Below are 16,375 nucleotides of genomic sequence, written 5' to 3'. Positions count from 1 at the left end.
ATATTGACCAATTAACCTAAGTGCATGGAGCCGACTCATGAAAAAACTCTCGTTTTCTCGTTCTCTGGTATGTGTTTCTTTGCTTGCCCTGCTCTCAGCGGGCGCCAGCGCAGCTGAAAAAGTTACGTTAAAACTGGCACATAACCTTGAACGCAGCCACGTTGTTCATCAGGCGTTTGAGCAGATGGCGAAAGAGGTTAACCAACTTTCCAACGGCAATATGAAAATCCGTATTTACCCCAGTAGCCAGATGGGCAGCGCGCGTGAAACGATGGAGTTATTACAAAACGGCGCACTGGATATGACGAAAGGTTCCGCCAGCGACCTGGAGTCATTTGATAACGTCTACGCGATATATAATTTACCGTTCCTGTTCAAGGATCAGAATCACTTCAATAAAGTCGTCTTCGGTGAAGTGGGTAAAGAAATAATGGAGTCCACGAAAGATAAAGGATTCTTTGCCCTTTCCGCTTATGTTGCCGGGACCCGAAGTTTTTATGCTAAAAAACCCATTACTAAACCGGAAGATTTAAAAGGGCTGAAAATCCGCGTCCAGGCCAGTCCGACAACGTTGAAAATGATCGAATTAATGGGCGGTTCGCCAACGCCAATTTCGTTTGGTGAAGTCTATACCGCGATGCAGCAGGGCGTAGTGGACGGCGCGGAAAATAACGTACCTTCCTGGGTGCAAACGCGCCATATCGAAATCGCTAAGGTTTTCTCAGAAGATGAACATGCCTCCATCCCGGATTTCCTCGTTATCTCCAGCAAAACCTGGGACAAGCTGACGCCGGAGCAGCAGCAAATCCTGAACGAGGCGGCGAAAGCCTCAGAGGCCTATCAGCAAAAACTGTGGGACAAAATTGACGCCGACACCCGCGCGCAGGCCAAAGCCATGGGCGGCGAAATTATCAAAGTTGATAAAGCACCATTCCGCGCCGCCGTTCAACCGCTCTTTGATGACTTCAAAAAAGATCCGAAACAGGCGGCTCTGCTGGCCAAATTTGAAGCTGCTGCTGAATAACACTTAGCGGGCCAGCCGCTGGCCCCTTTCACCGGGAACTCAAAGATGATACTTAACCGCATAAAGCTGGCGGTGGACCGCACGATCGCCGCATTCTCCGTCGCCGTTATGATTGCGCTGGTGGTCTGCGTCGTCTGGCAGGTATTTAGCCGCTACGTGCTAAACCAGCCAAGCACCCTGACCGACGAACTGGCGCGCTTTTTAATGATTTGGGTCGGGCTGCTGGGTGCGGCATATACCGTCGGCGCCCAGCGTCATCTGGCTATCGATTTACTGGCGATGACGCTCCCTCCTCGCAGGCAAGCGCTTCTCAGCGTCATCATTAATCTGCTGATCTTTATTTTTGCTGGTTCAGTAATTGTGACCGGCGGCGTGAAGCTGATTGAGAAAACGCTATCGACGTCCCAGGTCTCAGCGGCGATGCAAATCCCCATGGGCTACGTGTATCTGATCCTGCCGCTAACCGGGATCATTATGATGTTCTACGCGTTGTGTTTTATCAGCACCGGACTGAAAAACATGAAGCACTCTGCAGCGGGGGCAAATTGATGGACAGCTATATCGCACTGATGCTATTTGGCTCTTTCTTTATTCTGGTTTTTATTGGCGTACCTATCTCCTTCTCCATTGGCATCGCTACCGTCGGTTCGATGCTGCTGATGTTCCCCTGGGATATCGCAGTGATTACCGTTTCTCAGCGCCTGGCAAACGGCCTCGATAACTTCGCGCTGCTGGCGATTCCATTCTTTATCTTTGCGGGAACCCTGATGAACAGCGGCGGGATTGCCATACGTTTAATCAATCTGGCCCAGGTGATGGTCGGACGCGTGCCGGGCTCTCTGGGCCACGTCAACGTGCTGGCCAATATGATGTTCGGCTCGATTTCAGGCTCAGCGGTCGCCGCCGCCGCCGCGGTCGGCGGCACGCTCAACCCCATACAGACGCAGAAAGGCTACGATCCGGCCTTCTCTACGGCGGTGAACGTCTCATCCTGCATCACGGGTCTGCTTATTCCGCCGTCAAACGTACTGATCGTCTTTTCCCTGACCGCAGGCGGCGTCTCGGTGGCCTCGCTGTTTATGGCCGGCTATTTGCCGGGCATCCTGATGGGCCTGGCTATTATGGTGGTCTGTGCCGTCATTGCTAAACGTCGCGGCTATCCGGTTTCCGAGCGTCCGACCTGCGCCCAGGCGGCAAAAGCGTTTTTCGATGCTCTGCCCAGCCTGCTGCTGGTCATCATTGTGATGGGCGGGATCCTTGGCGGCATTTTTACCGCGACGGAAGCCTCTGCTATCGCCGTGGTCTACACCTTTATCCTGTCGGTACTGATATATCGGGAAGTGAAGTGGCGCGATCTGCCGAAGCTGATTCTGGAATCGGTAGTCATGACCTCTATTGTGCTGCTGCTGATTGGCTTTTCCGTGGGCATGTCGTGGGCGATGACCAACGCCGACATTCCCTACATGATAAGCGACGCGCTAATGGGCGTTTCTGAAAACCCGGTGGTGATTCTGCTGCTGATAAATATCGTGCTGTTAATCGTCGGGATCTTTATGGATATGACCCCAGCGGTGCTGATTTTCACGCCGATATTCCTGCCAATCGCGCAGGACCTGGGGATGGATCCGGTGCACTTCGGTATTATGATGGTCGCCAATCTGTGTATCGGGCTGCTCACCCCACCAGTTGGCAGCGCGTTGTTCGTTGGCTGTTCTATTTCTGGCGTCAAAATTCAGCAGTTGATCAAACCGCTGCTGCCGTTCTACGCCGCCCTGCTGATCGCGCTGATGATGATTGTCTATATCCCGCAGATTTCGCTGTTTATTCCGCAGCTGCTGGGGCTGATGTAGCGTTATTGCCCTGGAAAGGAGGGGACGCATTCCTGAGGAAGAATGGGCGTTAGACCTTGAGCTAACGCTTCTGCCGGGCGACGGCTCTAGCGCCGTGCCCGGCCGACAAAAGCTTCAATAGCAAAATATTCTGTCATCCGACAAGCTCATACGCGCCAGGCGCAGCCGGGCCATTCCGAACCTGACCCGGCTACTTTAGAACCCCGTTGCGGCGCATCTTCTCCAGCCCCTCCTGCCAGTATTTTTCGTCGCGAGCCAACTCCCGGTAGCGGATCTCCAGCGCCATCAGCTGCGTGTTCAGTTCGCCTTTTTGCTTCTGCAGCGGCGCTATCTTTTTATCGCGCGCGGCCATCTCCGCTTTGATATTTTCACTCATCTCTTTATGCTGGCGATAATAGTTACGCTTCTGCTCATTCAACACGGCATCGCGCTCGGCGCGCAGCGGCGCGGCATCGCAAACCGCTTTTTTCTGACAGGCGGCCAGTGCGGGTTCATAGAGAGTTTTGTAGTAATGATTCTCGAACTTCAGCGGATCGTTTTGCCGGTCTACTTCATACATTTTTTCCAGCATCGCCTGCTGCACGTCGCTGCGATCGAGCGGCTTGCCGTTCGCATCCGTACCCCATGAACGGTTAATCTGCTTCTCTAACGCGGCGATCTCGGTTTTCAGCGCATCCTGTTGCCCTTGCAGCGTCTTCATCGTGGCTTTGCTGGCGGCAAAGCTGGCGTCAATTTTGGCAAATTGCGCCATAAACTTGTGGTCATTGACGATCAGGGTTTTACTTTCATCCCCTCCGATTTCCTTAAAGGTTCTCCCGCCCCTCTTCGCCGCCATCTGCAGAGAAAAGAATTCGGTCTGCCAGCCGGAGTCTTTGGTCCCTACCGCGGTCATCATGGCGGAGAACTTTACCGGCCGCCCCCTGGTCCAGACTCGCTCATAAAAAAAGTAATCTCCCGCGACGCCGACGCGAATATAGAGATCTTCCGCGGCGGCCATATCGCCTTCCAGCATATAGGTCGCCTGATTTCCCCTGGCGTCTAGCTGCTTCAGCGTCACGTTTTGCAAGCGCATAATCCCGCCAGTCTGTTCAGCAAACTGCTGTTTTACCACGTCGTCTGTTGGCGTGTTGGCATCCGCCAGCACGTGACAAGGGGAAGCGATCATCAGGACGGTGAGCGTTTTCCATGCATATTTCATCAGCAAATTCCTTTTATGAATACAGCAGACATCATAAGGAGTTCGCCACCACAGGCAGGATAAATGAAATCTGATTTTGCTACCTGCGGACGCAGGTAGCGGAATAAAGCTTACTTTAAGGACCCCACCAGCGCTTTGCGGCTATCCTCAAGGGAAACCACGCGGCTGCAGACATCCTTACCAAACTGCTGGAAATCGGCTTCCTGATTTTTCCATTCATCCTGAATGGCGGTTTGCAGGCCGCCAAGGCTGCCGAGGATCCCCTGCAGCGGGTTACCGCCGCCTTTGAGAACCGCCTTCGCGCCCATCTCGTTGATGCTGTCCTGCAGGATGCCGCCCATCGCCTGGTTTACCAGCTGCTGGCCGTCGGCGCGCACCTGATCGATAGCTTTATAGTGGAACGTCAGGCCATCGTTACGATGTTCAATTATGCGGCTCATTTGCGCTTTCAGCTGCGCATCAAGCTTGGTCAGGCGGCTATGCATGCTGCTGCTGGCCCCTACCTGTTCGGTAATAATTTTATCCAGCGCGGCGCGGCCTTTTTCTACCCGCGAGCGTGCGCCTTCATCAATCCACGGCAGGCTGCTGCGCAGGCTGGCCTGATAGTCCTGAGCCTGTTCGCGCTGAGCGGCGTTCAGAGAATACGCTTTCCCGTTAAAGCTCAGGCTGCCGTCCGGCTTAATCACCAGATCGCCATTTTCGCCTTTCACCTGCACCTGCTGCGGGCTGAGGATGACATCGTCACGCGGCGTGACGCTACACTGGTAGTCCGCATGCGCGGACAAAGCGGTGACGGAAAGCGCCACAGCTAACAGCGTTTTGCGCATCATTTAACTCCCTTCAGACAAAACGGGCCGGCAGTTGCCGACCCTTGTCAAACTTAGTCCCACCAGATATCAAAAAGTTCGCTGGTGCGTACATCGGCCAGCCCGCGGTCTTCCAGCCATTTACGCACAATGGCCTGGTGCTCCTCGGTGCATTTACCGATTTCCTGCAGGCAGATCAGGCCTTCCCAGGAGAGATAGCCGCTGCCGTCAAAGGCCAGCTTATTAGGCTCAATCACCTCATCAATCAGATCGTTAACGGTCTGGTCGATCTGCTCTTCGCTGGTTCCTTCCGCGAAACGCCACGCGACGGAAAAACCCACTTCCTGAAATTCGTCGATATGCATTTTTTTACGCAGACGACGGCTACGATTCGTTGCCATTATTTCACCCTCTCGAACATTAAGTCCCATACGCCGTGGCCAAGACGATGGCCACGCTGTTCAAATTTGGTTACCGGGCGCGATTCCGGGCGCGGCACATAGTCGTTGCTTTCTGACCGGTTGCGATATCCTTCAAGCGAGGACATCACTTCCAGCATATGCTCGGCATAGGGCTCCCAGTCGGTCGCCATATGGAAAACGCCGCCCAGCTTCAGTTTACTTTTCACCAGTTCGGCAAAAGGCGGCTGAACGATCCGGCGCTTATTATGACGCGCTTTGTGCCACGGGTCAGGGAAAAACAGCTGCACCATGCTCAGGGAGTTATCGGGGATCATCGCGTGCAGCACTTCTACCGCATCGTGGCACATAACGCGCAGATTTTGCACGCCCTCTTCTTCAGCAGACGCCAGACAGGCGCCGACGCCAGGAGAGTGCACTTCAATGCCGAGGAAATTCTGCTGCGGCTTCTCTTTCGCCATCGCCACCAGCGAAGCGCCCATACCAAAACCAATCTCCAGCGTGATGGGCGCTTCACGGCCAAACAGCGCGGCAAAATCGAGCGGCGCATCGTTAAATTCAACGCCCATCACCGGCCAAATGGTGTCCAGCGCGTGCTGCTGACCTTTAGTCAGGCGGCCCTGACGACGGACGAAGCTGCGAATACGGCGCAGCGGACGGCCGTTTTCATCGAATTCCGGAGATATGACGTCGTTTTTCATAAAAGTTAAGTCTGCTTGTGAGAGTGTTCGGAAAACGGGCATTATCCAAAGTTACCCGGCGGATGCAAGGGTTTACAGCCTCTCGCCCTTGTGCTGCAATCTGCCACCTTATAATCGCTATCCCGGAGCCGTAGCTTTGACTTTTCTCGCCGCGCAATTTTCAGCCCAGGTACTGGACTGGTACGACAAATACGGACGTAAAACCCTGCCCTGGCAAATCGGCAAGACGCCCTACAAAGTATGGCTCTCCGAGGTGATGTTGCAACAAACGCAGGTGGCGACGGTCATCCCCTATTTTGAGCGCTTTATGGCGCGTTTCCCAACAATTACCGATCTGGCCAATGCGCCACTCGATGAAGTCCTCCATCTGTGGACCGGGCTGGGCTATTACGCCCGCGCGCGCAATCTGCATAAAGCGGCGCAGCAGGTGGCCACCCTGCACGGCGGAAACTTCCCGCAAACTTTTGATGAAGTCGCCGCGCTGCCGGGCGTGGGTCGTTCCACCGCCGGGGCGATTTTATCCCTTTCTCTCGGTCAGCATTATCCGATTCTCGACGGCAACGTGAAGCGCGTGCTCGCGCGCTGCTATGCTGTCAGCGGTTGGCCGGGGAAAAAAGAGGTTGAGAAACGCCTGTGGGATATTAGTGAGGACGTGACGCCAGCAAAAGGGGTTGAGCGTTTTAACCAGGCCATGATGGACCTCGGGGCGATGGTGTGTACCCGCTCTAAGCCCAAATGCGAGCTCTGTCCGCTGAATAACGGCTGCGTGGCCTACGCCAGTCATTCATGGGCTCAATATCCAGGCAAAAAACCGAAACAGACGATCCCGGAACGTACCGGCTATTTCCTGCTGATGCAGCACGGCGATGAGGTATTTCTCTGCCAGCGCCCGCCGGTGGGTTTATGGGGCGGATTGTTCTGCTTCCCGCAGTTTGAAGATGAAGATGCGCTGCGGCAGTGGCTGGCGCAGCGCCAGATTAAGGCCGATAATCTGACGCAATTAACCGCGTTTCGCCACACTTTCAGCCATTTCCATCTGGATATTGTGCCGATGTGGCTTACAGTGCACTCATCCGGCGCATGCATGGATGAAGGGGGCGCACTCTGGTATAACTTAGCGCAGCCGCCGTCCGTCGGTCTGGCGGCCCCCGTGGAGCGCTTGTTGCAACAGTTAAAAGCCGGAGCACCGGTTTAGCTTTCTGGCGATTAAAGAGGATTAAGAATGAGCAGAACGATTTTTTGTACTTTCCTGCAGCGTGAAGCCGATGGCCAGGATTTTCAGCTGTATCCGGGCGAACTGGGCAAACGTATCTATAACGAAATCTCTAAAGAAGCCTGGGCCCAGTGGCAGCACAAACAGACGATGCTGATCAACGAGAAAAAACTCAGCATGATGAACCCCGAGCATCGCAAACTGCTGGAGCAGGAGATGGTTCAGTTCCTGTTTGAAGGTAAAGACGTACACATCGAAGGCTATACGCCGCCAGAAAAACAGTAAGGGCCTGACGGCCCTTTACCACAACAAACACAACACGCACTCCCGGAATGATGAAAAAATACTTAGCGCTAGCGCTGATTGCGCCTTTGCTCGTTTCGTGTTCCAGCTCAACCAAAAAAGGCGCCGAGTATAACGAGGCGTGGGTGAAGGACACTAACGGCTTTGATATTCTGATGGGCCAGTTCGCCCATAACATCGAGAACATTTGGGGTTATAACGAAGTTCTGCTCGCCGGGCCGAAAGACTACGTCAAATACACGGACCAGTATCAAACCCGCAGCCACATCAACTTTGACGCCGGGACGATTACCGTCGAAACCATCGCCGGCACCGACCCGGCCGGGCGTCTGCGCCAGGCGATTATTAAAACCCTGCTGATGGGCGACGACCCTAACTCCATCGACCTCTATTCCGACGTCGATGACATTCAGATCTCAAAAGAACCGTTCCTGTATGGTCAGGTCGTGGATAACACCGGTGAGTCGATTCGCTGGGAGTGGCGCGCCTCACGCTTTGCGGACTACCTGCTGCAAACGCGTCTGAAAAGCCGCAGCAACGGTCCGCGCATGATCTACAGCATCACCATCAACCTGGTGCCGAACCATCTCGACAAACGTGCGCATAAATACATTGGCATGGTCCGTCAGGCGTCGCGCAAATATGGCGTTGATGAGTCGCTGATCCTGGCGATTATGCAAACCGAATCGTCCTTTAACCCCTATGCAGTCAGCCATGCCGACGCGCTGGGGCTGATGCAGGTGGTGCAGCACAGTGCCGGGAAGGATGTGTTCCGCTCGCAGGGGAAATCCGGCCTGCCGAGCCGCAGCTATCTGTTCGATCCGGCCAATAATATCGATACCGGGACCGCCTATCTGGCCATGCTGAACAACGTCTATCTGGCCGGTATTGCTAACCCCACCTCGCGTCGCTATGCGGTGATTACCGCCTATAACGGCGGCGCTGGCAGCGTGCTGCGGGTCTTCTCCAGCGATAAGATTCAGGCCGCGAATATCATCAATAACATGACGCCGGGCGACGTTTATCAGACCATCACCAGCCGTCACCCGTCCGCCGAATCGCGCCGTTATCTCTACAAGGTAAACACCGCGCAAAAAGGCTACCGCCGCAAGTAATCCTCTGCCAACGCCCTTGTTTCCTCAAGGGCGCCTTCCTTCTGCTATACACAATAGAGTTGCGCAACTGTTTTGCGATTTTCTGCGGCAGTTAACAAAAGTATCCACCCCATGAATGATAGAATCCAACCAAAATAACGCTAAAAATGTTATTTAAAACACAAAACAATTCTATATCCGTGAGGATCAAAACATGAATCTTAAGCTGCAGCTCAAAATACTGTCGTTCCTGCAGTTCTGCCTCTGGGGAAGCTGGCTGACCACGCTCGGCTCATATATGTTCGTTACCCTGAAGTTTGACGGTGCGGCCATCGGAGCGGTTTATAGCTCGCTCGGTATCGCTGCGGTATTTATGCCGACGCTGCTTGGTATCGTTGCCGATAAATGGATCAGCGCCAAATGGGTTTACGCCATTTGCCATCTGGTCGGCGCGCTGACGCTGTGGCTCGCCGCCCAGGTCACTACGCCGGGCGAGATGTTCCTCGTCATCCTGCTTAACTCGCTGGCCTATATGCCGACGCTGGGGCTGATTAACACCATTTCCTACTACCGCCTGCAGTCTGCGAACATGGATATCGTGACCGATTTCCCGCCGATTCGCATCTGGGGCACCATCGGTTTTATCCTCGCCATGTGGGGCGTCAGCTTCTCCGGCTTTGAGCTGAGCCATATGCAGCTCTATATCGGCGCGGCGCTCTCCTTGCTGCTGGTGCTCTTCACTCTGACGCTGCCGCATATTCCGGTGGCCAATCAGCAGAAAAACCAGAGCTGGACCGCCATGCTGGGCCTTGATGCCTTCGCGCTGTTTAAAAACAAACGTATGGCGATCTTCTTTATTTTCTCGATGATGCTGGGCGCCGAACTGCAAATCACCAATATGTTCGGCAACACCTTCCTGCACAGCTTTGATAAAGATCCGCTGTTCGCCAGCAGCTTTATCGTGCAGCACGCCTCGGTGATGATGTCGATTTCGCAGATCTCGGAAACCCTGTTCATTCTGACCATCCCGTTCTTCCTCAGCCGCTACGGCATCAAAAACGTGATGCTGATTAGTATCGTGGCGTGGATGCTACGCTTCGGCCTGTTCGCTTACGGCGACCCGACTCCGTTCGGCACCGTGCTGCTGGTGCTGTCGATGATCGTTTATGGCTGCGCCTTCGACTTCTTCAATATCTCGGGGTCGGTGTTTGTGGAAAAAGAGGTTCGCCCGGAAATCCGCGCCAGCGCCCAGGGAATGTTCCTGATGATGACCAACGGTTTCGGCTGCATACTTGGCGGGATGGTGAGCGGCAAAGTGGTGGAGCACTTTACCGTCGAAGGGATTACCGACTGGCAAACCGTATGGCTGATTTTCGCCGGCTATTCGCTGGTTCTGGCGTTTGCTTTCGTCGCGCTGTTTAAATACAAGCACGTTCGCGTACCAGCCGGTGCGCAGACCGTCGTACATTAAATAAACGGCTTCACCCGAGATGTACGAATAAAAAAAAGCGCCCCGGTGATATCAACGAGGCGCTTTTTTATGCTTTCAGCACATAGCCATACAGACGCTTAATGCCGTCAGAGTCCGTTTCGCTATAGACCCCCTGGAGCTCCGGCGAGAAGCCCGGCAGCATATTGACGCCCTCCTCCAGCGCCAGAAAATAGCGCAGCACCGCCCCGCCCCAGATTTCGCCAGGCACGACGCACAGCACGCCCGGTGGATACGGTAGCGCGCCCTCCGCCGCAATGCGCCCTTCCGCTTCGCTTAAGCGCACCAGTTCGACGTTACCGCGAATAAACTCGCGGTTGGCGTCCTGCGGGTTCATGACCGCCCGCGGGAAGCTCTGCTTGCGGAACATCTCTTTTTGCAGATCCTTCACCTCAAAGCTAACGTACAGGTTGTGCATCTCCTGACACAGCTCGCGGATGGTGTAGTCCCGATAGCGCACCGGGTATTTGTTAACGATGCTCGGCAGAACCTCGGCCAGCGGCGTATCCGATTCGATATGCTGCTCAAACTGGGCAAGCATCGCCACCAGTTGCGCCAGCTTCTCCTCGCTTTCGGCGGGGGTCAGCAGAAACAGAATAGAGTTCAGATCGCACTTCTCCGGCACAATGCCATTTTCGCGCAGATAGTGGGCCAGAATGGTCGCCGGGATGCCAAAATCAGTATATTCCCCGCTCTGCGCATCGATTCCTGGCGTCGTCAGCAGCAGCTTACAGGGGTCAACGAAGTACTGTTCGCTGGCATAGCCCTCAAAGCCGTGCCAGCGCGCGCCCGGTTCAAAGCTAAAGAAGCGCCGCTCGCGGGCGATGGTTTCGGTGGGGTGATCCTGCCACGGGCGTCCCGCGACCATTGGCGGAATAAACGGCTGGATCATTTTGCAGTTAGCGATAATCGCTTTGCGCGCTTCAATACCCAGCGCTACGCATTCGGCCCACAGGCGGCGCCCGCTCTCCCCTTCATGGATTTTGGCATTCACGTCGAGAGCCGCGAACAGCGGATAAAACGGGCTGGTCGAGGCATGCAGCATAAAGGCGTTATTCAACCGCTTATGCGGGCAAAAACGCGCCTGCCCTCGCAGATGGTTATCCTTTTTATGGATCTGCGAAGTTTGCGAAAAACCGGCCTGCTGTTTATGCACCGACTGAGTAACAAAAATGCCCGGGTCATTCGGCGTCAGGTCCAGCAGCAGCGGCGAACAGTCGGCCATCATCGGGATAAACTGCTCGTAGCCGACCCAGGCCGAGTCAAACAGGATGTAGTCGCACAGGCTGCCGATTTTATCGACCACCTGGCGGGCGTTATATACCGTCCCGTCATAGGTTCCGAGCTGGATCACCGCAAGGCGGAACGGGCGCGGCATATCAGCTTTTTCCGGCGCCGTCTCGCGAATCAGATCGCGCAGGTATTTTTCATCGAAGCAGCGATCGTCAATCCCGCCGATAAAACCGAACGGGTTGCGCGATGCTTCGAGATAGACCGGCGTCGCGCCTGCCTGAATCAGCGCCCCATGATGATTGGATTTATGGTTATTGCGATCAAACAGCACCAGATCGCCGCGGGTCAGCAGCGCGTTAGTCACCACTTTGTTCGCCGCCGAGGTACCGTTAAGGACAAAATAGGTTTTATCGGCGTTGAAGACCTTCGCCGCGAACTTCTGCGCGTGTTTGGCCGATCCTTCATGAATCAACAGATCGCCAAGCTTAACGTCGGCGTTGCACATGTCGGCGCGAAAGACGTTCTCACCAAAGAAGTCGAAGAACTGCCTCCCCGCTGGATGCTTCTTAAAGAAGGCGCCGTGCTGATGGCCGGGGCACGCGAAGGTGCTGTTATCCATCTCTACGTACTGAGTCAGCGTATCGAAGAACGGCGGCAGCAGGTTCTCTTCATAGTCGCAGGCGGCGGCTTCCAGTTCGAGCCACTCCTGCTCTTTGCCGCTAACGATGGCCGTCACGCCTTCTGGTTTTTCGTGCTCAGCTTCGCTGAACAGATAGACCGGCAGGTTAAAGCCCGTGCGTTTCAGCAACGCAAGGATGCCGCTGCGGCTGTCCGCCACGGTAATGACGACTGCCGCCACATCGGTAAAATCAGTACTGTCCAGGGCCACCACGCGACGGTGGGTGGACAGGTGGGATACCAGCTCGCGGCTGGCGGCAATGTGCATTGATTTCATGAGCGCGGATACCCGTTTCCGGAGAGTAAAAGGCTTAGGCCAGGGCATCTCTGCTCTGGCCAACGAACTGTCAGGGTCTGGCTGGATCCCAGCTCCGACCGCCAGACATCAGTAAAAGCAGACCGCGTCCGATCTTACTGTTGTCCTGCAGTGAGCCTGCGTTACGCTCACCGCATGACGGGCAGAAGTTGCAGAGTAAGGGTAGCAAGACGAGGCAGCCTGCGCATCTGTACGCAGCGGCACTGGTGATGTAGTGGCGATGTCGTCATCCCGGCGGCCTCATTCAGGGGAGGAGAAAATTCGCGCAATCATGTCACCTTTAAATGTACCGTGCAAGATGAATTACGTATGCAGCGACCCCACGGATGCGCAAGCCTTTTGGCCAGCTTCGCGCCATAATAATGCAGTCGTTAGGGATAATTAACAGGAGTCATACTTTGGTTACAGGGCCATTTATTAACGCCGGTGCGGTCCTTCTGGGCGGCGTACTTGGCGCACTCTTAAGTCAAAGATTGCCGGAACGGATTCGTACATCAATGACCTCTATTTTTGGGCTGGCGTCGCTGGGCATCGGTATTCTACTGGTGATCAAATGCGCCAACCTGCCGGTGATGGTGCTTTCAACGCTGGTGGGCGCGCTGTTCGGCGAAGTATGTAATATGGAGAAAGGCATTAATACGCTGGTGAGTAAGCTTCAGCAGCTGCTTTCGCCAAAAAAGGGCCAGATAAAGAGTTCGGCGCATGAGTCATATATTCAAAGCTACGTCGCGATTATCGTCCTGTTCTGCGCCAGCGGAACCGGGATTTTCGGCGCGATGCGCGAAGGAATGACCGGTGACGCCAGCATTCTCATTGCCAAAGCGTTTCTCGACTTCTTTACCGCCACCATTTTCGCCTGCACCCTGGGGCTGGCGGTCTCGGCCATTAGCGTGCCGATGCTGGCCATCCAGCTGGCACTGGCGGCCTGCGCATCGTTGATTATGCCGTTAACCACGCCGATGATGATGGCGGATTTCAGCGCTGTCGGCGGGATGCTGCTGGTTGCCACCGGTTTGCGCATCTGCGGAATTAAAATGTTCGCCGTGGTGAATATGCTGCCGGCCCTGGTGCTGGCGATGCCGATTTCGGTAGCCTGGACGGCGTTTTTCGCCTGAAGATGCGTGCTTTTGACGCAATGTGGTGATAGATTGTTCAGTCTGCTGCGAAACAGATAAATTTCGTTGACGAGGTGCGGCGAATCAGGTTTAATGCGCCCCGTTGCCCGGATAGCTCAGTCGGTAGAGCAGGGGATTGAAAATCCCCGTGTCCTTGGTTCGATTCCGAGTCCGGGCACCACTATTTAAAGAACCCAGCCTATGGCTGGGTTTTTGCTTTTCTGCGAGCGGACTCTCCATCGAACTCCGTTCGATTATTCGCCGCACCGCGGCTCACCCCTTCGGGGCCAGCGCGACAAGCGCGCTGTTCAACGCCTGCGGCGTTAGTCCGAGTCCGGGCACCAACCATTCAGAGAACCCAGCCTATGGCTGGGTTTTTGCTTTTCTGCGAGCGGACTCTCCATCGAACTCCGTTCGATTATTCGCCGCACGGCGGCTCACCCCTTCGGGGCCAGCGCGGCAAGCGCGCTGTTCAACGCCTGCGGCGTTAGTCCGAGTCCGGGCACCACTATTTAAAGAACCTGCCCACAAGGCGGTTTTTTGCTTTTGGGGAGCCAGCACTAGCTTCCCGTCAAAGTCCCCTCCCCCCCCCTCTGCCAGAAAAAATTCATTACCAGGGATTTTGCCTGCCCCACGCTCTCTCGCATCAATTGCCTGAGCGTAGGTCCGCTTGTTTTGCGGGAAAAGCCTTATCACCAGCGTCGTTGAAAAAATAAGCTATTTGTCGGTTAGTAGGGAAAGATAAAAAAAAGCCGAAGAATTTTAATAAACTTATAATGTGGCGTATTTCTCAGATTGTTTATGAATGAGTAAATAAATTAATGCCTATTAAAATGCAAAAAAAGCACTACCGACAATTATTATTTCTGGCGTAAGCAGCAAAAGGAATGAAGATGCTGAGTAACGGAGCAAAAGATTATAAAGCTAAGCTATTTGAAAATCATGATGAAAATATTCATTTTCTTTTGAATACCCCACTCTCCCTTCAGCGCCAGGTCTGGGAGTCTGCAGCCATAAAGGCAACACTACCTGCGGGTGTATGCATCGAAACGGTTAACGATACAGAGATAACTGCGGAATGGATTTCATATCCCGATTCGATAAATACCAGGATTATTCTCTATTTCCACGGCGGTGGAAATTCTCAGGGATCGTGTCTGACTCACAGAAAACTCGCTGCCTGTCTCGCACAATATTCTGGTTGTCGAACTCTGGTACTGGAATATCCTCTGGCGCCAGAAAATCGATTTCCTGCGGCCTTATTAAATTGTCATCAGGCCTATTTATGGCTGCTTGCTAATGGTTATTCAGCAGAGGACATTATCCTCGCGGGAGACTCCAGCGGTGGTGGACTGGTCATGTCGCTTTTACTCCTGTTAAAACAGCATCAAGATCCTTTGCCGGACTCGTCTGTTCTGCTGTCTCCCATGTTAGATTTCACACTTTCTGGTAAGAGCATAACGCTGTGTAAGGATCTCGATCCGCTGCTTTGCATAGAAGACCTGATAATGACTGTGAAATACTACTGTTCGGACAGTGAACGAAGCGATCCTCTTGTCTCTCCCCTGTTTGGTGATTTGTCTGGACTTCCTCCCGTATTTATTCAGGTGGGAAGCGAGGAGTTATTGCGCGATGATGCATTACGCCTCTCCCGATATGCTAAAAAGGCTGGGATGCAAGTTGAGCTTGAGATATGGGACGGGCTCTGGCATGTATTTCAGTCATCGGTAGGAAAGGTACCTGAAGCGGATGAGGCGTTACAAGCCGTAGCTAAATTTATCCGAAGGAGAGAGTCATTGTCGTGAAACGTGGCTCTCAACAATACTATGCGCCCCCATAAAATATACGCGATTTTGTGACTCTCTATTTAGAGGCACAACGAAAGTGGTCCATCTCTTTCTCTGACTGACAGCAGATACCTCTTCCTGTGCCTCTTTTCCTGCCCGATAATACCTATACACAAAATCTTTTGTCCTTGTTATTTAATAACTCGCCCACAGCCGGTAGGTTTCAAGCATCAATAAAGATCAACCTGCTCGAGGATTTCCAGGGTTTTCGGTAGCGCGTCACGCCATGGTCTACAGTCGCCAGGCTTAATATTGGGTTTGTTTTTACCATGAAAGTCACTGCCGCAGGTCGCCAGCAGCGATTTATCCAGCGTGTAGTGATAAAGTTCGCGACATAGCTCCTCATCATGATAGCTGGAGAACACTTCCACGCCGCGTACGCCAAGTGGCAACATCTGTTCAATCACCGCCAGCGGCTTTTCCTTCACGTTAGCGCCGATATGCGCAATGACCGGAATGCCGCCGTTGTCGATTATCAGCGCCGCCATCTCCGCCATCGGCGGCAATTCCACCGTCACCTGGCAGGGTTTGCCTCGGCCAAAAAAGTCCCAAAAAAAGTTAATTAACGGCATATCGCTGCGCGCATTCCCCGCGCGGTAAGGCAGCAGCAGATCATGATTCAGGTTGCGCGCATCCTCTAAAATAAGTTCTGCCATCTCCTCTTCCTGCGGGACCCGATCGCCGGCCATGGCATACAGGCGATCTTCATCAAGCTGGAACCCCAGCGCCCGCAGTTTCTCCAGCTTTAGCGGCGTCGCGGCAGTTTCCAGACGATGGAAGTTGTGTTCGACGGCATCAAAATCCCGGCTGTCTCGACGAAAACCGTAGCCCAGCAGATGATAATTATTGCCCGCAAACGCGCAGTCGATTTCAATCCCGGTCATCACGCTTACGCTATTTGCTCTGCCATAGCGAATAGACTCCTCAACGGATCGCGCCGAGTTGTGATCGGTTATCGCCAGGGCCGCAAGATTCGCCGCTTTAGCCATGGTAAGCAGATCGCTGACCGGGAAATCGGCATCGTTGCTATATGCCGAATGCATGTGCAAGTCGATTAATTTCATGACTTCTCCTTTAAAAGTTTTAACA

General features: G+C 53.9%; 15 protein-coding genes and 1 tRNA gene. 10 read left to right on the top strand and 6 right to left on the bottom strand.

Annotation, left to right across the window (positions count from 1 at the left end):
- Positions 1–37 precede the first annotated feature (37 nt).
- From ACSIPU_RS17015 to ACSIPU_RS17005, 3 genes are read left to right on the top strand one after another with little or no spacing between them, the layout of a single operon-like run.
- Positions 38–1,024: a TRAP transporter substrate-binding protein gene (locus ACSIPU_RS17015; RefSeq protein WP_004115390.1), complete on the top strand. Its 987-nt coding sequence runs from the start codon at positions 38–40 to the stop codon at positions 1,022–1,024.
- 45 nt (positions 1,025–1,069) lie between these two features.
- Positions 1,070–1,573, top strand: a complete 504-nt coding sequence (locus ACSIPU_RS17010) for a TRAP transporter small permease (protein ID WP_004105723.1) — start codon at positions 1,070–1,072, stop codon at positions 1,571–1,573.
- Entirely contained in the window at positions 1,573–2,874 is a 1,302-nt protein-coding gene (locus tag ACSIPU_RS17005; protein ID WP_004105725.1) for a TRAP transporter large permease, read from the top strand. The genes ACSIPU_RS17010 and ACSIPU_RS17005 overlap by 1 nt, the downstream gene beginning before the upstream one ends.
- A gap of 190 nt (positions 2,875–3,064) precedes the next feature.
- Here the strand turns inward: ACSIPU_RS17005 and ACSIPU_RS17000 are convergent, their stop codons facing one another.
- The 4 genes from ACSIPU_RS17000 to trmB all read right to left on the bottom strand — a co-directional run bounded on the left by ACSIPU_RS17000 (position 3,065) and on the right by trmB (position 5,998).
- Positions 3,065–4,072: a DUF1202 family protein gene (locus ACSIPU_RS17000; RefSeq protein WP_064370403.1), complete on the bottom strand. Its 1,008-nt coding sequence runs from the start codon at positions 4,070–4,072 to the stop codon at positions 3,065–3,067.
- Between the two features lie 110 nt (positions 4,073–4,182).
- Positions 4,183–4,902, bottom strand: a complete 720-nt coding sequence (locus ACSIPU_RS16995; RefSeq protein ID WP_017145429.1) for a YggN family protein — start codon at positions 4,900–4,902, stop codon at positions 4,183–4,185.
- Positions 4,903–4,952: 50 nt separating this feature from the next.
- Positions 4,953–5,279, bottom strand: coding sequence for a YggL family protein (locus ACSIPU_RS16990; protein WP_004105731.1), 327 nt, complete (start codon positions 5,277–5,279; stop codon positions 4,953–4,955).
- On the bottom strand, positions 5,279–5,998 hold the full coding sequence (gene trmB / locus ACSIPU_RS16985) for a tRNA (guanosine(46)-N7)-methyltransferase TrmB (RefSeq protein ID WP_004115399.1): 720 nt from the start codon (positions 5,996–5,998) through the stop codon (positions 5,279–5,281). The genes ACSIPU_RS16990 and trmB overlap by 1 nt, the downstream gene beginning before the upstream one ends.
- A gap of 136 nt (positions 5,999–6,134) precedes the next feature.
- Between trmB and mutY the strand changes: the two genes are divergently transcribed.
- From mutY to ACSIPU_RS16965, 4 genes are all read left to right on the top strand, one after another.
- Positions 6,135–7,193, top strand: coding sequence for an A/G-specific adenine glycosylase (gene mutY, locus ACSIPU_RS16980; RefSeq protein ID WP_004105734.1), 1,059 nt, complete (start codon positions 6,135–6,137; stop codon positions 7,191–7,193).
- 27 nt (positions 7,194–7,220) lie between these two features.
- A complete protein-coding gene (locus ACSIPU_RS16975) occupies positions 7,221–7,496 on the top strand; it encodes an oxidative damage protection protein (protein ID WP_004105744.1) in 276 nt (91 codons plus the stop codon).
- Positions 7,497–7,543: 47 nt separating this feature from the next.
- Complete coding sequence (gene mltC / locus ACSIPU_RS16970; protein WP_004105745.1) at positions 7,544–8,629, top strand: membrane-bound lytic murein transglycosylase MltC; 1,086 nt, start codon at positions 7,544–7,546, stop codon at positions 8,627–8,629.
- A gap of 193 nt (positions 8,630–8,822) precedes the next feature.
- Complete coding sequence (locus ACSIPU_RS16965; RefSeq protein WP_016807921.1) at positions 8,823–10,079, top strand: nucleoside permease; 1,257 nt, start codon at positions 8,823–8,825, stop codon at positions 10,077–10,079.
- Between the two features lie 67 nt (positions 10,080–10,146).
- On the opposite strand, the gene ACSIPU_RS16960 is transcribed toward ACSIPU_RS16965, so the two are convergent.
- Positions 10,147–12,285: an ornithine decarboxylase gene (locus tag ACSIPU_RS16960; protein WP_196558171.1), complete on the bottom strand. Its 2,139-nt coding sequence runs from the start codon at positions 12,283–12,285 to the stop codon at positions 10,147–10,149.
- Positions 12,286–12,722: 437 nt separating this feature from the next.
- On the opposite strand from ACSIPU_RS16960, the gene ACSIPU_RS16955 reads away from it, so the two are divergent.
- From ACSIPU_RS16955 to ACSIPU_RS16945, 3 genes are all read left to right on the top strand, one after another.
- Complete coding sequence (locus ACSIPU_RS16955) at positions 12,723–13,439, top strand: DUF554 domain-containing protein (protein ID WP_004115404.1); 717 nt, start codon at positions 12,723–12,725, stop codon at positions 13,437–13,439.
- 105 nt (positions 13,440–13,544) lie between these two features.
- Positions 13,545–13,620, top strand: a tRNA-Phe gene (locus tag ACSIPU_RS16950).
- A 712-nt stretch (positions 13,621–14,332) separates the two neighbouring features.
- Entirely contained in the window at positions 14,333–15,244 is a 912-nt protein-coding gene (locus tag ACSIPU_RS16945; RefSeq protein ID WP_016807983.1) for an alpha/beta hydrolase, read from the top strand.
- Between the two features lie 212 nt (positions 15,245–15,456).
- Here the strand turns inward: ACSIPU_RS16945 and ACSIPU_RS16940 are convergent, their stop codons facing one another.
- Positions 15,457–16,350 (bottom strand): PHP domain-containing protein, encoded by an 894-nt coding sequence (locus ACSIPU_RS16940; RefSeq protein ID WP_004105755.1) that lies wholly within the window; start codon positions 16,348–16,350, stop codon positions 15,457–15,459.
- Positions 16,351–16,375: the final 25 nt, after the last annotated feature.

Source organism: Klebsiella sp. HN106 (assembly GCF_051209435.1).
GTDB classification, from domain to species: Bacteria; Pseudomonadota; Gammaproteobacteria; order Enterobacterales; family Enterobacteriaceae; genus Klebsiella; species Klebsiella oxytoca.
Note: the sequence above shows the minus strand (reverse complement) of the source record. Positions and strands in the feature narration are given on the sequence as shown.

Coding starts and splice junctions, on each gene's coding strand:
- ACSIPU_RS17015 (WP_004115390.1), top strand. CDS start 38: ATGAAAAAACTCTCGTTTTCTCGTTCTCTGGTATGTGTTTCTTTGCTT.
- ACSIPU_RS17010 (WP_004105723.1), top strand. CDS start 1,070: ATGATACTTAACCGCATAAAGCTGGCGGTGGACCGCACGATCGCCGCA.
- ACSIPU_RS17005 (WP_004105725.1), top strand. CDS start 1,573: ATGGACAGCTATATCGCACTGATGCTATTTGGCTCTTTCTTTATTCTG.
- ACSIPU_RS17000 (WP_064370403.1), bottom strand. CDS start 4,072: ATGAAATATGCATGGAAAACGCTCACCGTCCTGATGATCGCTTCCCCT.
- ACSIPU_RS16995 (WP_017145429.1), bottom strand. CDS start 4,902: ATGATGCGCAAAACGCTGTTAGCTGTGGCGCTTTCCGTCACCGCTTTG.
- ACSIPU_RS16990 (WP_004105731.1), bottom strand. CDS start 5,279: ATGGCAACGAATCGTAGCCGTCGTCTGCGTAAAAAAATGCATATCGAC.
- trmB (WP_004115399.1), bottom strand. CDS start 5,998: ATGAAAAACGACGTCATATCTCCGGAATTCGATGAAAACGGCCGTCCG.
- ACSIPU_RS16975 (WP_004105744.1), top strand. CDS start 7,221: ATGAGCAGAACGATTTTTTGTACTTTCCTGCAGCGTGAAGCCGATGGC.
- mltC (WP_004105745.1), top strand. CDS start 7,544: ATGATGAAAAAATACTTAGCGCTAGCGCTGATTGCGCCTTTGCTCGTT.
- ACSIPU_RS16965 (WP_016807921.1), top strand. CDS start 8,823: ATGAATCTTAAGCTGCAGCTCAAAATACTGTCGTTCCTGCAGTTCTGC.
- ACSIPU_RS16960 (WP_196558171.1), bottom strand. CDS start 12,285: ATGAAATCAATGCACATTGCCGCCAGCCGCGAGCTGGTATCCCACCTG.
- ACSIPU_RS16945 (WP_016807983.1), top strand. CDS start 14,333: ATGCTGAGTAACGGAGCAAAAGATTATAAAGCTAAGCTATTTGAAAAT.
- ACSIPU_RS16940 (WP_004105755.1), bottom strand. CDS start 16,350: ATGAAATTAATCGACTTGCACATGCATTCGGCATATAGCAACGATGCC.